General features: G+C 33.7%; 13 protein-coding genes. 9 read left to right on the top strand and 4 right to left on the bottom strand.

What is annotated here, in order from left to right; translation table 11 throughout:
* Positions 1 to 16 precede the first annotated feature (16 nt).
* The 8 genes from AC1ECF_RS15950 (at position 17) to AC1ECF_RS15915 (ending at position 7,833) form a co-directional block, all read left to right on the top strand.
* Positions 17 to 1,309: a hypothetical protein gene (locus AC1ECF_RS15950; protein ID WP_480390427.1), complete on the top strand. Its 1,293-nt coding sequence runs from the start codon at positions 17 to 19 to the stop codon at positions 1,307 to 1,309.
* Between the two features lie 82 nt (positions 1,310 to 1,391).
* Positions 1,392 to 2,519, top strand: a complete 1,128-nt coding sequence (locus AC1ECF_RS15945) for a type II toxin-antitoxin system RnlA family toxin (protein ID WP_480390426.1) — start codon at positions 1,392 to 1,394, stop codon at positions 2,517 to 2,519.
* A 280-nt stretch (positions 2,520 to 2,799) separates the two neighbouring features.
* Positions 2,800 to 3,411, top strand: coding sequence for a hypothetical protein (locus AC1ECF_RS15940; RefSeq protein ID WP_480390425.1), 612 nt, complete (start codon positions 2,800 to 2,802; stop codon positions 3,409 to 3,411).
* 537 nt (positions 3,412 to 3,948) lie between these two features.
* Positions 3,949 to 5,166: a hypothetical protein gene (locus AC1ECF_RS15935; RefSeq protein WP_480390424.1), complete on the top strand. Its 1,218-nt coding sequence runs from the start codon at positions 3,949 to 3,951 to the stop codon at positions 5,164 to 5,166.
* A 22-nt stretch (positions 5,167 to 5,188) separates the two neighbouring features.
* Positions 5,189 to 5,569, top strand: a complete 381-nt coding sequence (locus AC1ECF_RS15930) for a hypothetical protein (protein WP_480390423.1) — start codon at positions 5,189 to 5,191, stop codon at positions 5,567 to 5,569.
* 68 nt (positions 5,570 to 5,637) lie between these two features.
* Entirely contained in the window at positions 5,638 to 5,853 is a 216-nt protein-coding gene (locus AC1ECF_RS15925; protein ID WP_480390422.1) for a Tn7-like element transposition protein TnsE, read from the top strand.
* 18 nt (positions 5,854 to 5,871) lie between these two features.
* On the top strand, positions 5,872 to 6,651 hold the full coding sequence (locus tag AC1ECF_RS15920; RefSeq protein ID WP_480390421.1) for a hypothetical protein: 780 nt from the start codon (positions 5,872 to 5,874) through the stop codon (positions 6,649 to 6,651).
* A 12-nt stretch (positions 6,652 to 6,663) separates the two neighbouring features.
* A complete protein-coding gene (locus AC1ECF_RS15915) occupies positions 6,664 to 7,833 on the top strand; it encodes an AAA family ATPase (RefSeq protein ID WP_480390420.1) in 1,170 nt (389 codons plus the stop codon).
* A 260-nt stretch (positions 7,834 to 8,093) separates the two neighbouring features.
* On the opposite strand, the gene AC1ECF_RS15910 is transcribed toward AC1ECF_RS15915, so the two are convergent.
* On the bottom strand, positions 8,094 to 9,275 hold the full coding sequence (locus AC1ECF_RS15910) for a NupC/NupG family nucleoside CNT transporter (protein ID WP_480390419.1): 1,182 nt from the start codon (positions 9,273 to 9,275) through the stop codon (positions 8,094 to 8,096).
* A gap of 595 nt (positions 9,276 to 9,870) precedes the next feature.
* On the opposite strand from AC1ECF_RS15910, the gene AC1ECF_RS15905 reads away from it, so the two are divergent.
* Positions 9,871 to 10,254 (top strand): YbaN family protein, encoded by a 384-nt coding sequence (locus tag AC1ECF_RS15905; protein ID WP_480390418.1) that lies wholly within the window; start codon positions 9,871 to 9,873, stop codon positions 10,252 to 10,254.
* A 275-nt stretch (positions 10,255 to 10,529) separates the two neighbouring features.
* Here AC1ECF_RS15905 and cls read toward each other — a convergent pair whose 3' ends face one another.
* The 3 genes from cls to AC1ECF_RS15890 form a co-directional block, all read right to left on the bottom strand.
* The gene (cls, locus tag AC1ECF_RS15900) at positions 10,530 to 11,978 is read right to left on the bottom strand and encodes a cardiolipin synthase (RefSeq protein WP_480390417.1); all 1,449 of its coding nucleotides are present in this window, start codon (positions 11,976 to 11,978) and stop codon (positions 10,530 to 10,532) included.
* Positions 11,979 to 12,244: 266 nt separating this feature from the next.
* Complete coding sequence (locus AC1ECF_RS15895; protein WP_480390416.1) at positions 12,245 to 14,245, bottom strand: ABC1 kinase family protein; 2,001 nt, start codon at positions 14,243 to 14,245, stop codon at positions 12,245 to 12,247.
* A 196-nt stretch (positions 14,246 to 14,441) separates the two neighbouring features.
* Positions 14,442 to 15,542: a metallophosphoesterase gene (locus AC1ECF_RS15890; protein WP_480390415.1), complete on the bottom strand. Its 1,101-nt coding sequence runs from the start codon at positions 15,540 to 15,542 to the stop codon at positions 14,442 to 14,444.
* Positions 15,543 to 15,754 lie beyond the last annotated feature (212 nt).

Genomic DNA, 15,754 nt, shown 5'->3' with positions numbered 1-15,754 from the left:
AATCGAAGGTGATTTAATGAATAATATTCAGCAACAAAAACAAAAGGCTAACATGTTGAGAAAACAAGGACTAATAGAAGATGCTCTCCCTGTTTACAGAGAATTGTGTGCAAGTTCTACTAGAGATAAATTTGATGTTGCCGGGTATTTACATTGTCTTCGTAAATTAAAACTGTACGAAGAAGCGTTGGCTTTGGCGGAAGAATCTGAAGAGAAATATAAGAACTTTAATTGGTTTAGAATCGAAATTATCTGGACATATATTGGGATTTTAAAGATGAAAAGTGAAAATACTCATATAAATAGTATATTACCGAGTGCTACAAAAATAATGGGTTTAAGTCCTGATGATTTACAGAAGAATACAACTATCTTATTAGTTTTAAAAAAAGCAAAGCAGTTTAAGAAGTGGGACGTTGCTTCTAAGTGGGTTGACCAGATTAAACCAGATACTTTAAATAAAGAACCAATAGCCCTTGAAAAAGGTACTACTCCATGGAGTAGTTTCTTAATCTGGCACCATCATAAAGTAAGAATCTTACTTCATCAGAAAAAATATGATGAAGCAATTGAATTGATTGCAAGTATCAAAAAGGAGTCCAAGCAAGTATCTAAATATTTTAGATGTTTAGAAGCACAAGCATATGAAAAAAAGGGGCAACCAGAGAGAACTTTACAAATACTAACTGATCTTAGTAAGAACGTGAATGTAGATTGGTGGATTGTTCACCAACATGCTAATGTGCTAAAGAACCAGGGAGAGAAAGAATTTGCTCTTCTAAAGATGTATGATGCAGCATCCCGCTCTTTTAAAGTTGAAGCTATTGTGGCATTGATACTAGATATAGCGTTGTTATGCAAAGAATTAAATAGAGTTGAAGAATCATATTACCATTTATTATTGTATAAACTTATTCGAGAAAAGAGAGAGTGGGCAGTAAGTGAAGAAGTAGTAAAACTCCTGAAGGAAATGGATTCCAAAATAGATAAACACAAAAATATGAATTATAGAGAAGTGCTACATCGATGTCGAACTTATTGGAACTCCAATACTACAATAAAAAGCAGTCAGAGAGAAATAAAAAGTAATAGACAGATGAAAAAGGACTTGACCGGAAATTTAGTTAGTGTTAAAGAGGACAAACCTTTTTGTTTTATAAATACGAACAGTAATTCATATTTTTGTTATAAGTCTGACATTAAAAATGAAGTAAAAGAGGGTTCAAAGGTCAAGTTCGATGCTGTACCGACCTATGATAAGAAGAAACAGACAGAATCTTGGAAGGCAGTTAATATTAAATGCTTGTAAAAATACAATTATTTATAGTGGGTAGCTTTTTTGTGTATTAATTGCGAAAAAGCACTAAATTTTGCTATCATGGGGGAAAGTCATGAAATTAACAAAAATCCGTTATTCCAGTGAAATTTGTATTTCACATATAGAAAGCATTGCAAGTGAAATGGATTTAAAGATCGAGCAACAGGAAAAAAAAGATCATTTAGTGCTGCGACTCATAAAACCAGAAGTTTCAGATGGAGTAATTCGTGTTTATGAAACAAAAAAAAATGGTCAGACATTAGATGGTTCAGGTGGTAATACAGAAATAAATGACTTAGTTTTAACGTTATTTACCGATAGATATTGTCAAGGTGTTGGGTCAAGGATTGAAAGTAAGACTGCAATTTATGATTTGAAGGAAGAAAAATTTGAAGAAATCAAAGAAGTTATTGAAAAAAGTGCCACTAAAAATAATTATATTATAAGTAAAAAAGAGCCTGCTTCACATGTTTATTTTATAATAGAAATAAATCATGATAAAAAACAAGACAAAGTCACAATTTCTTGTTTTCAATCTGGAAAGTTAATGGTTCAAGGTCGAAGTTGGGAAGTCTGGGATGAAATTTGTAACTCGATCGATGAAGCTCTAGATGTTTCTATGGAGGATATGTTAATTCGGTTAATGAGTAAAGAAGGTGCATCTCTAACTGATGTAGTTACTTCTACTTTAAAGAACGACGGACAAAAATTGATCCAAGATAGATTAGGTAATTCGTATAGCTTTTTATATGATCATGATAAAAAGCTGATTGCATCTTCTCAATGTATGCTTTTGTCAAAAGTCGACTATGGTGATTATTATTGTTATATTGCACCTTCCTTAAGAGTTTTAGAAGGTTATTTGAAGAAAGTAATCGTTGAACTAGGATTTTATACAGAAACAGAGATAGAAGAATTAAAACCTAACGGAACACCAAAGTTTAATTTCAGCTGGGTATTTGAAGGTGGTGGTTCCACTCTGAAAACTGGTTTAAAAAGTAAGTTAGGGGAAGATGATGCCGTTTTAGCTGCTAAGGAGTCTGCTTTACTTAGGGTTTACAACGAATATAAAAGAACTAGACATCCACTTCAACATGATGGGCCACCTGTACAAAAAATGGTTGAAAGTTATAATGATGCCGAAAGTTATTTTGATCAAATCGTAGGGGTTATTCGCAGTACTTACGAAGATTTATTTTAGAAGCAAATTTTAGAGAGCGAAGGTTTATTACCATACCATAGCTCTCATTTTAATTATATATAATTAAAAGTTATTTTAAAATGATTCAGTAATTAGTTGGCATGTTTTAGATATGTTATGGGTATACTATCAAATATAGCTGAAAAATTTTTACTATACCGTTGCAGAAAATCACATTTAAACATATGATAAAGTACTGAATAAAAATACTTGTCTAGTGTTGTTGTTTTATTCATTTGTACTGCCACTAATATTTAGTCCTTGAAAGGAGGCACTAATAATGAATTTTAATGTATTGTCTTTCTCTGACTCTTATAATGATCAAGCTGCAGTACTTAGTAACATGACCTTTACATTCAGCTATAAAGGGGAAAGTGGAATAGACAATGGTTTTAAGCTTTATATAAAGAAAAATGAAGGAAATAATTCCTCGTATTTTTTTATTATCACTCCTATAGGCATAATAAATCCCCGAGCAAAAGCAAAAGAAATTTACTATACAATAGTAGGTATAGCTAAGAGCCTTCAAATAAGCTGGGAAGGGATTGAAATAGTATTAGATTTAATAGATATAAACGGTGTTGAAAATAAACATTTATTTAAATGGGTTTTTATTCAAAACAAAGAAAATATAAGAGATGAAATAAAAGAGTTGAGCGAATTGTCGTTAGAGTTAGAAAAAGTAATCGCTATATATTATAATGAAAAATTTAGTACTTTAACTAATTCTTTACTAAACAATAAACAAAAAATTGAAATTTCAGCTTATGCTTTAGCTGAAAATTGTTACGATGAATACTCCGCAGATAACATCGCTAGAAATTTTAAGATGTTGCTAAAAAATGCAGTACATCGAAAAAAAACATTGAAAACCGCTCTGAGTAAAGTATGATGAATTCTGTCAGATTATCGTCTAGGTGGAAATAGTTGATAGAAGGTATTTAACTCTTAAGCCTAGACCTTTTTAGTTTAATTAATTTGGTATTTTTTTTGGACTAGCTTATAGGTTTTCGGTTGCTTAGTAAGTATTGAAACAAAAGCATTTGTTGAATTTCTTCATAGGTTAATACATATAAAAAGGGCTCTGAATGTGAAATACGTTCTGAGCCCTTTCGGATACTAAGAGGGAATTCAAATTAATGGAGAAAGGTTTGGCGAACAATATAAAAGCTATTCTGTTTCCAACTTTATTTGCATTCCTTTTTTCCGTTTCTTTATTTTTAATATATACTTTTCTAACTTTATTTTAATTAATGCAAAATTACATAGCCCTTGAAACCGTAATTCATAAGGAATTATGTTTCCAACTTTATTTGTACAGTACAATAATTGTTAAAGAGTATTAAAGTTGTTAATATTTGTGTGGTCATATCCGTTCGCTTATAATTAAAATAAGCGAACGGATGTTTTTGTTTTGGAGGGATAGTAATTGGAAATCAAAACTGAAAATATGGATTTTTCAAGACTAGATAAAAGAATTTCACATTTAACTAAAGAACAAATAGCAAATCTAATGGAGAAGTACTACGGGGGAGAAAAAGTAGCGAAAATCTTAGAGGAATATAAAGTTAAAATTAGTGTATCTCAGTTGTATTCTTTATTTCCGCCAGTAATTACTGATGAAGTTTGTATTCATTGTGAATCTAATACAGTAAAACCTTGGGAATCGAAATCTTGGTCTTCATTTATTAATGAAAATAGAAAGTATTGTATCAACTGCGGTCACGAAAATTCAAGATATTGTAATTGTAAATACTGTGAGGAAATCAAACGTCAAAAAATACTAGAAGAACAAGAAAGACAAAAGAAAATTATAGAGCAGAAGGGGTCTACTTTAGCTAGCTTTTATGACGAATCTAATTGGGAGCTGAAACTTGAAAGGGATTTAACCCTAGAAGATAGATTGTACTTAGCGGTCATTTTGAGAAGCTCTTTATCCGAAAACACAATGTATATTGAAGCTTTAGAAGTAAATAAAAATTTATTAGCACCAATAGAATTATTTGAAATTGAATTAATTAAAACTTTAACTGGTCGTAAAATTTTGGTTCCACATATTCTATCAGATATAAATGCCTTTAAAATTGAATATGAGGATGATGGAGTTTTTCAAATAACATATGGTATTTATAAGGTACGATATAGAATCAATGTACAACCTTATGACTCAGATTATAATGAAATGATTAAAAGATTAATGTATCCTGATTTTAGTAGCGAAGAGAATTTTAAAGAATTTTGCTATGAAATGTGGAAAAAAATATCACTCAAAGAATGTTTAGAGTATTTATTATACCAAATGAAGAAGGTAGGCTACTCATTTAACCCAGGCGAAAAGACAATTAGGGTTTTTGAGTATTTATTAGAGCATTTTTCAGTTTCTCAAATTTATGGGATTATTTTTAGATCTGTGGCTAATAGCACTCAAAGGTATCAAACTGGAGAAATTACATTAATTCACGCGCAAAATTCGGTAATATCATCTTGTGAAAGTCACGGACAAAGAGCATTAGCGCAAGGATGGAAGTTATCTAACTACTCTAGGATTAAAGATTTACCAGAAACATATATCAGTTTAGTTTTATTTACTTCAATTATGCAAATTGCTGAACTTGGATTTTCAGAAAAACCTACTTTAAACTTTTAAAAATTGAAATGAGGGAATGATATTGCCAAAACGTCAAACTGGTTGGACTGAAGCAAAAATCTTTCGGTATATCAAGGAAGGTAGAGGGCAAGGTGAACTTGCTTTTAAACCCTTGGATAACAATGCAGGATGTTCCAAATGGTCGTGTACATCGTTTCGTGGATCGCGAGAACATCATTTATTATTGGAATTAGAATTTAAATATCTTTGCTTCTTTGACTGGGCAGAAAACGTAATAGAAATTCCTGAGCGGTTCCCTCTAGACCGAGAATTAACACTACAAATAGCCGAAGATTTAGCAATTAATCATCCTACTGATAAAAAAACAAAAAACAAGTACGCCAATTGTTATGACTACAGATTTCTTCTTAACTATGAGAGAAAGTATTTCAATTGTTTATAAAGCCCGTACTCTTAAATTTGAAAAAGACCTAAATGACGCAATAATTATCTAAAAATTCAAAACTATAAGTGGCAACACCAGATAATAAATCATTATCAACATTAATGATTAAAAGTTTACCAGAAGATAAAGTAGAATATGTTATCAAGGAAATCCTGGAAGGATTGATATATAGTTCGGGGGCTTGGAATAGTGAAAAATTAAAGAAATATGATTATGTACGAATTAAGCATACAAAGAGTAATAGTATTGAATGGGCTAGAAGGATAAAAAATTATTTATAAATGAGAAGAGGTATAAATATGGCTAGAAAGAAAAAAAGCGATTTATTTTGTTTATATTATATCAATTTTAATAAAGTGTTTGAAATAGCCATGTTATTAGATAACAAAGTTACTACTGGCGAAGAAACGCAAAAAAGTAGCAATCATAGTTTAAAGCTAGCTGCCAAAATAAAAAATATGTTGGCAATGGTGTTTGAAGGTACTGCAGATATAGCGTATGACTACTCTAAAGGTTCGCAGTTACGAAAAACTGTAGAAATTAAAATGACTAATTCAGTGGTTTTAAAAGATTTAATTGAAGAAGTTAAGTTAAGTGATAAAAATATTAACGATGCACAAGAAGGTCAATTGATTTTGATAGATGATGTTAATCTAAGTTTAGTGAACGAGGAAGAAACTAGGCAAATCAAATTAGTAAAGCAAGGAGTATTAGATAGATTTGTTCATGAAGATATATCAATAGGAGAAGTAATGAAGCCTATGTTAAGTGACTATTCTTATCAACTAACAGGAAAAAAAGGTGAAGATAATTATCTTATTAAAATCCCAGCTAATGCAGACAATGAATTTGAAAATAATTATACAATAGATGATTTGCTTTTAGGAAAAGTCTCTTTGATTGGTATATATAATGGATTAAAAAGTTCTAGTGATTTAAAAAATACATTTACATATTTGAGAGGGAATAATAATCAAGAAGATCAAATTATAGATAGTCAAACGGGTGAAGATACTAATATTATGGAAAGATATCATTACATAGATATTCTTGCAATTACTCAAAAGATTCATATGTAAGGGGCGTATAAATTGTTTACATATAAAGTTGATTATTACTCTCAAAACAACTACAGGGAATATATAGAAATCAGGAGAGAAGAAGGTATAGAGATTTTGACAATACCGTTACTTGAACTCCATCAAAATGAGCTTGATGAACTTTTAATAGACTCTGAAGTTGATATTGATTTAACAAGTGCGGTCAAACTATCAAAGGTGAATGATTCAATAAATTATTTTCTTGAAAAAATCATATATTTAATTGATGTTGATAAGAATGCAAATTTCATCATAGATGAGACATATTTAGAAGAGCTATTAAATTCCTTTCCCCAATTTGTAGAGGGAGAAAAAATTGATAGAGATATCATTGATGAAAAAACCCAAGCAAAGAATAGTTTAAATGAAAGTAAGAAATTAATAGTTAATGACACTATAAAAGTTAATGAATTAACAACTTATTTGAATCAGAATATAGTCGGGCATGAAGCATTCAAAGAACTTTTCCTTCGAGAACTCGAAGCCTATAAATACTTTAATCAAGTTATTGAAGACCACCCAATATTTTCAGTATTTTTATTAGGTCCTTCTGGCACAGGAAAAACAGAAATAGGTAGAGTTTTACACAGATATTTAGATGAGGTAAATAGTGTAGCTAAAATTAATCTGGCAAATTATAAAAGTGAAAGTTCATTATCTGGACTTATAGGAAGTCCACCAGGATATATAGGGAGCAAAGAAGAAAGCGATTTAGTTAGAAAAATTAATATTAGTAATGCAGGAGTTTTAATTATTGATGAATTTGAGAAAGCAGATAGTGCAATACATAACTTCTTCCTACAATTGTTAGAAGAAGGTAAATTTGATGATGCGATTGGAAATATTCATAATTTAAATGGCTATATAATTGTTTTTACTTCGAATTTTAGTAAAAATGAGTACCTTGAAAAAGTACCTCCTGAACTTAGATCTAGATTTAATTTAGTATTCGAGTGTGCGTATTTAAACACTAAACAAAGAGTAGAATATTTAGAAAGAATTTTTCATGAGTATAGCAAAAAAGCCAGTATAAAATTAAGAAAAAGTGAATTAGAAAATTTTATATTAAAAACTAATGCACAGAAAGAAAAAAATTTAAGGATACTTAGACAAAAGGCAAGAAAAGTATTTTATGAATCAAAGATTAGAGGTAGAAATTAATGAAATATTTGTCGTTAGATACCAATATTTATTTAGATATGGTCGTATCAAGAAATAAAAGTCATCAACCGGATGCATATGAACAAAAGAAAAAACTATTAGATTATGGTGAGATTAAACTGATTGTTCCTTCAATTATAATTGAAGAACAATGCTACATACCAGTTATCTATCAAAGAAGGAAGGGGGTGCCCCATAAGTTTTTACTTATGGGGCACCCCCTAGTTATATCTTTATAACATCCATCTCTTTTATAAAAATTAAATAACCAAACCAACAATTATAGATGTCAAGATACTAACAAGCGTTGCCCCATACAACAATTTTAAACCAAAACGAGCAACGATGTTCCCTTGTTTTACATTCAAACCTTGTACTGCTCCGGCAATAATACCGATAGATGAAAAGTTTGCAAAGGATACAAGGAATACAGAGATAACGCCTAGTGTATGTGCGCTCATAGAGCCTGCTACTTCTCCAAGGCTTAGCATTGCAACAAACTCATTTGTCACTAATTTGGTTGCCATAATTCCTCCGGCAGAAACAGCCTCGGACCATGGTACACCCATTAGGAAAGCTAGAGGTGCAAAGATATAACCCAATATTTCTTGGAAAGATATTCCGAGAATGATGTCGAATAATGAATTGATTAAATCCATCAATGCTACAAAACCAATAAGCATAGCTCCAACAGTGATGGCTACTTTAAATCCATCCATGATATATTCTCCAAGCATTTGGAAGAAAGATTTCCTATGCTCTTCTTTAATCGTTAAGATATCTTCACTTTCTTCTACTCTATATGGATTAACGATGGAAGCAATGATAAATCCACCAAACAAGTTCAACACAATTGCCGTTACTACATACTTCGGTTCGATCATAGTCATATATGATGCAACAACCGCCATAGAGACAGTCGACATTGCGGACGTACATAATGTGTACATACGTTGCGGAGAGATATTATCTAATTGGTTTTTTACAGTAATGAATACTTCCGATTGACCTACCATTGCAGAAGCAACAGCATTATATGATTCCAATTTCCCCATACCATTTACTTTACTTAAAAGTAATCCTATCCATTTCATGATGAAAGGGAGGATTTTGAAATGCTGTAAGATTCCGATTAATACAGATACAAAGACAATCGGCAATAATACAGTTAGAAAGAAGGGAGCTTCTCCTTCGTTCGCTAAACCTCCAAAAACAAATGATATACCCGTATTTGCGTAAGCCAATATATGATCGAACACATTTGTTACTCCTGTGATCAGAACATAACCAATCGATGTATTTAGCAGTAAAGCTGCCAATACAAATTGGATAACCAACATAATAATGATATTTTTGTATTTTATTTCTTTTTTGTTTTTGCTGACTAAGAGAGCTAAACCAAAAACAACTAGCAATCCACACAAAGCTATTAAGTATCTCATAATTTCCTCCAAACGTATATGTAATATTTTTTCTGCGTTCGGATTCAAGACTATTAATTTTCTCTCAGTATGTTCTAAAATTAAACCTTAATCCGAAAAGATTTAGTTGTCAGACATCAGACATATAAACAATCTCAATATAGCGTATTTCTGCTAAGTATTCAATAGAAATGAATGGAAATTCTTAGCGCTAAGCAGTTGAGTGTGGCAAATGCAGTTGCTGAATAAGGTTAGTGTTTTATAGAACTTTTAAAATGATGATTTCCAGTATGCACCGTTATAATAGGTATTAATACTACTATAACTAGGAATCATTTTGGGGAGATAAAAGGAGAGCGAGGATTGAGAAGTAGTAAATTTAATTTGGTATAATGGGTGTTTTGCTATTTTATTTTCACAAAAAAACTATTCTAGGCTTAAAAGCAATGTAAATAGCTGTATGAATCTGTTCTTCGTTGTTCGCTTATTTTCATTGTAAGGGAGCTGTTTTTTTGTTTTAATAATTACGTTAGCAGTATGTTTCTTTAACTATAAAATAGTTTAAACCATTAATAAGTTTGAAGTGATTTACAGGAGGATTAAGATATAGTAAAAAATGATTTCTATAAGTAGATTTATAAATATCTTATTTATGCTAGTTGGTCTTGTTTCTTTTGCTGTAGGTATTTTAGGAACGGTGCTACCAGTACTACCGGGAGGACCATTTTTTCTGTTTGCTGTCTTTTGCTTTGCCAAAAGTTCAAAGAGGGCTGAGACATGGTTTAAAAATACTAGCACATATAAAAAATACATTGTTCCATTGCTTGAAAAAAGGGGAATGCCTAGAAAAGAAAAAATTCGTATTAACTTAATTGCGGATTTCTTTATCATTCTTTCTGTCATTATGGTAGATATCTTGGTGGTAGATCTTATCATCATCTCACTTGGTCTGTATAAGCATTATTATTTTATTAGAAAGATAGAGACGATTGAGTCGTAACTTACATTTAAAAAGACAATACTACTATAGAGGGAATGTCCAAGGGGTGGTTGTTGCTTGAAGAGTCTTAGGATATGTAACAATTACTTGGATTATTTTGTTGAAGGCCATTTAAATCAATGAATTCTTCTTTATCGTTTGCAGCAAATACTTTTCCCTGCCTCTTCCAAGTAAAAAACTATTCTGAAGAGTTTTCATGAAGCAGTTGAAAGCTCGTTTATTCGAACTTTCAACTGCTTTTTTATATGATGATAGATAGTGAATCGTAGAGTATGCTACAAAATAGGAGCAATCAACCGGGAAAATCCTTCTCGTACTCTTGTCCACTTTCTTCGCTTCAGATAACGCTCTTTTGTCATTTCAAAACTATCCCTTTCATCCTCTAAATATAGTTCACGGCAACTAATGGCTGTTTCTCTATCAAAAAAGATTCCATTGAGCTCAAAATTTAGAGTAAAGCTACGTACATCTAAATTTGTTGTGCCGATCGTGCAAATCTCATCATCAATGACCATCATTTTCGTATGTAAAAAACCTTTTTCGTACCTGAAAATGCGACCGCCATATTTTAAAAGGTCGCCACCAAAAGCAGAATTGCCACCGTAAATAAACGGGTGATCTGTCTTTGCTGGTGTCATCACTCGTACGTCGACTCCAGATGAAGCCGCTATCTGGAGTGCCTTTAAGAACGCCTCGTCTGGAATAAAATAGGGTGTTTGAAGATAAATATATTTCTTCGCTGACATGATGAGTCGAATATAGCTGTCTTTTATTGATTCAAACTCGGTATCTGGTCCACTTGATATTATTTGAATCGGAAGCACTTTCTCCACTTTAGATTCAGGAAAGTAAGCTGAATTCATCTCGACATAGTCAATATTCATCGCTTGATGCCAGTCGAATAAAAAATGTAGCTGCAAATGATGCACAGCCTCTCCCTTGATTCTCACATGCAGATCTCGCCATAAGCCAAAGCCCTCATCAAGTCCAGCATACTCTTTGCCAATATTAAAACCGCCAGTGTATCCAATTTCACCATCAATAACTACAATTTTTCGGTGATTCCGGCAATTTAAGCGTGGATTAATCATTGATAAAAATGCTGGGAAAAACGCACAAACTTCGCCGCCAGCATCAATTAATTCCTGGAAATCGCACACCTTCAATTTTCTTGAGCCTAAATCGTCAAACAATATGCGTACCATTACACCTTCCTTGGCCTTCTTGATTAGGGCCTTATAAATGTTTTCTCCTATCAAATCCATTTTGAAAATATAGTATTGAACATGTATATGGTGTTTCGCCTTTTCAATATCATGTAGCAATGCCTTGAACTTATCTTGACCAACGGAAAATAACTGAGCTTCATTGTGATTTGTTAATAAGGCGTAGTTCCTTTCCACGTTCATTCGAACGAGATCGGCATAATTCTGGGATACTTCATTTGGAAATTCAAAGGTCTTTTCTTGAAGTGCATTCCGTTGTTCTTTATAAGGCTCAAGCGTTTCAACCTGTTTCAGTAAGCGCCAGCCGATAAAGCTTTTCAACTGTAATTCTCGTCCCAATATCATAAATAATAGAAAGCCGACAATTGGGATGAAAAATAATACGAATAGCCATGCCCAAGTGGCAGAGGCGCTTTTACGGCTTATAAAAATCACTGCGGAAGCTAATAAAAAATTTATAATATAAAGCGTGATTGTGAAGACAGTAAAAATTGTCACGAAACATTCCTCCTGAAAATGAATGCTTTATATAAAATCTTGTCGATGATATAGCTCATCATAATAGCGCAACCACGCCCGTATTTATTTATAATAAACGCCGTCAACATAGGTTTTAGTGCGTACATTTCGGAAGTGTATAGGTGCTGGTTCTGATTCAAATAAGGGTGTAAAGTAAACCGCTGTATGGGTTGTATTTTTAGGGGCGATACCTATCACTTCCATCAAAAAAGAGTAGTACAAACCAACGTTTGTACTACCTAATTTCAATATGTTTTTTTCATATTACGAATCGCTTGGATTGCTAGGCGGACAAGTAAAATGGCACAAAGGAATAGACCTAAATACGCCGCTGTATTTAAATAAACTGCATAGGCGGAATGCATAAATTGTGAAATCGCAAGTAGTGCAACTGATATAATACCAAATGTTATCCCTACAAGCAGTAATACAAATTGGGAAAACAGCTGCATAACAAAGCTAGCATTTGTCTTATCGGAGAAAATATCGTGGTGCATCGTAATTTTTCCACTCTCTACCTTCTTCATCAGCTGATCGATACGACGAGGGATCTTGCGGATATTTGGTAAAATGAGCGCGATTTCTTCTTCTAAGCGTTCCTTTGTAGCTCTTGGTTCTTTGAATGGTTGTTTGAAACTATTTCTTACATATTCGTTTGTAAATAGCTTTGCCTCATGGAAAATATCAAAGTCCGGGTCAATATTTCTCAGTGTACCATCAAGCGTTACAACTGCACGCAATGCCACACTTACCGCCGGATAAAAACGTAAGCTGAATTCGCGTACAATCAAAAAGATGGAATAAATTAGCTCATCTGTAGGCACACGTTGGACATAAGAAATCTTCGATAATACTTGGCTAACCGCTTGCTCCAATTTATCTTGTTCGATTTTGTCAGCGTTCTCTACAAGCAACGCAATCCCATCTACTAAAGTGTCTACATCAATATGATGTATCCCAGCTAATAGTAGCTTTAGTCCTTCCTGTTGACTTGCCGTTAAACGCCCAACGGCACCAAAATCCAAAAAGGTTAACATACCTGTATGATTTTCTACATAAATATTCCCAGGGTGTGGGTCAGCGTGGAATATACCTGAAATTAGGATCTGCTCTAAAAAAGCAGATAGTACATTTTGGGCAAATTCATGACGGTTGATTTGGAATGTATCAAAGACCTCACTGGCATCTGCCACGGACTTTCCATCTACATAATCCATTACAAGTATATTAGCATTGCTGTACTCCAGGTGCGCACGTGGAATATTTACCTGTAAGCCTGTTTTTCGCATGATATTGGCCACTTGCATCATATTGCGAGCCTCAATTTCAAAATCAACTTCTTCTCGTAATGATGCTGCAAAAGCATTGGCGAGATCCTTAAATCCAAAGCTCTCTACCCATGCGGATTTATTGGATATCCAAGTTGCAAACTCTAATAAGATGCCTAAATCATCTTGCATCACTTCTTTTACTTCAGGACGTAATATTTTGACTACAACCGGTTCATTTGTTTGGCGTAAAACAGCCATATGTACTTGACCAATGGACGCAGCAGCTAAAGGTACTTCGCTAAAGTAGCTAAAAATCTCTTCTACTGGTGCGGGTAAATGATGTTGCAAAAGAGCATCTACCTGTTCTTTCAATAAAGGAGGGACCCGTTGTTGCAGCTTCTCTAACTCCTCAATAAAGACGGGAGAAAGTAGCTCTTTTCTTGTGGATAATACTTGACCAAACTTTACAAATACCCCTCCACATTGCTCTAACGTCAACCGGAGCGTTAAAGCCAATTCCCTTTCATCTTCCCGATTTCGTACAAACTTCATGGTACGTGTAATACCATTCGTCACCGCGACTTTCAACACAAAGCGCAACCGCTTCTGTCTTCTCCTTGAAACAATAATACGCTTAAAAATATTCGGTTTTCCTTTAACGGGATACCCCTTTTCATTTAACTTGATCGGATCAATCAGCTCAAAAAATAAATAAAGAAGCATCGAAATCAGAAGCATGCTGCCGAACCACAAAAGTGTTGCGACGTTTAGCACGCTATCAGTAAGCCCCTCCGTATTTATTTGGTTATCGCGAAGATAGGTAAACCAAAACACAAATGTTGTAAACGAAACGCTGATCACAACAGATAGTATGCGTTTGGCTAAGTTCACTTTCGAGCCAATCAATTGCCCGCTAATAATAAAAATTAGCAATGACGCAATTATAATATATAAGGTTAATTGGAGACCGCTCATTACTATCATCCTTCTATTAAATTGTTCCTAAAAGTTTTGGCATAGAATGCAATACTTCAATTAAAATTCTATATTAATTAGCCCAGTAACCGCAACGGGAACTTGCTTCTTGGGATTAGGTGAAAATGTCTAAATACGCAAGTCTTTGCCCGGTCCAGGTCTCTATGTCTTCTATTGAAAAGAAGGAATTCCTCCTTTATTCAAACTCAATCTGAATGGACACGATTTCAGAGCGTGTACCAATTCTAATAGGCGGTCCCCAAAAACCAAAACCAGATGTCACAACGGAGTGCATCTGTTCTTTCTGTAAATATCCCCAGTCGTTTTCATAAATTGCCCCTGTAATTATATTTCCCGGGAAAACTTGTCCTCCATGGGTATGACCGGAAACCATCAAATCAATCCCAGTCTGTTGTGCTATTTCCAAATCATATGGCTGATGATCCATTAAAATAATAGGCTTCGTAAGATTCACATCATTCATTAGTGAGTCTAGGGGTAGTCTGTCTTGGTCAATTCGGTCCTTGCGTCCGAGAAGTGTGAAAAGCCCTTCAACGTCTAATTTCTCATCGTATAGTATCTGAATTCCACTGTTCTCTAATGTGTTGATTAGTTCTTCCATCGTCCCATCATGCCTGTCATGATTTCCAAGCGATGCATATACCCCATATGGTGCATGAAGCTTGGATAAAGTCTTGTCCATTTTCTGGTCAAGGAAAGGTTGGATATCGTCATCGAAGAGGTCGCCTGGCAACAGAATTACATCAGGATGAAGAGCATTAACTTCCTTAACCAAACGTTCAGCGTGATTTTTACCTGATAGCAGGCCGAAATGTGTATCTGCTGCCATCACAATATGAAGACTATCAAGAGCGGAAGTACCTTTTTCTATCTTTATATCATAGCTACGAACAACAGGGCTATAAGCGTTATATGTGCCGAATGCTAGAAATAAAACAAGCAGCCCAACAGTAACGGTGCCTGCCCATTTCTCTGTTCGATGCTTTGATAAACGAGTAAAACGTAAAAGAACAACTGTCAAATGTGCTAGAGGAACGAATAGAAGCAATAAATAAAAGCACGCCATCCAATAAGCACCGATAATATTTATAAAAACGAGGCCAGACATACGACCGACGATAAAAGAAGTAGCTGCCAGCACAACGACGAAAATATAGAGGATTTTGAAACGCCGACTTGATGTTTTCGGACGAAGCCAGCGGTACCCACGGAAACCGATATAATAGACAAGGCCTCCATATAGTAGCAAAGCGATAAGTAGAATGAGGATAAACATATGGTATCTCTAGACTCCTTTTTGAGTTAGTTATGTATAGTTATAGTAGAAAACATATCTTCTCTATAATAAATGAAAAGTTTTATCCCGCATTAAGGGACAGTAAGACCCCCACTTCAAGATGACAAAGAAATTAGACAGCTAAGTGGGAGATCAACTGTCCCTAAAAGCCCGATTGGTTCAACTAATGATTGGTGGGGGATGAAAGAAAA

It is taken from the genome of Psychrobacillus sp. Z3-81 (assembly GCF_056620325.1).
The sequence above is the reverse complement of the archived record's forward strand: the minus strand, read 5'-3'. Positions and strand labels throughout refer to the sequence as shown.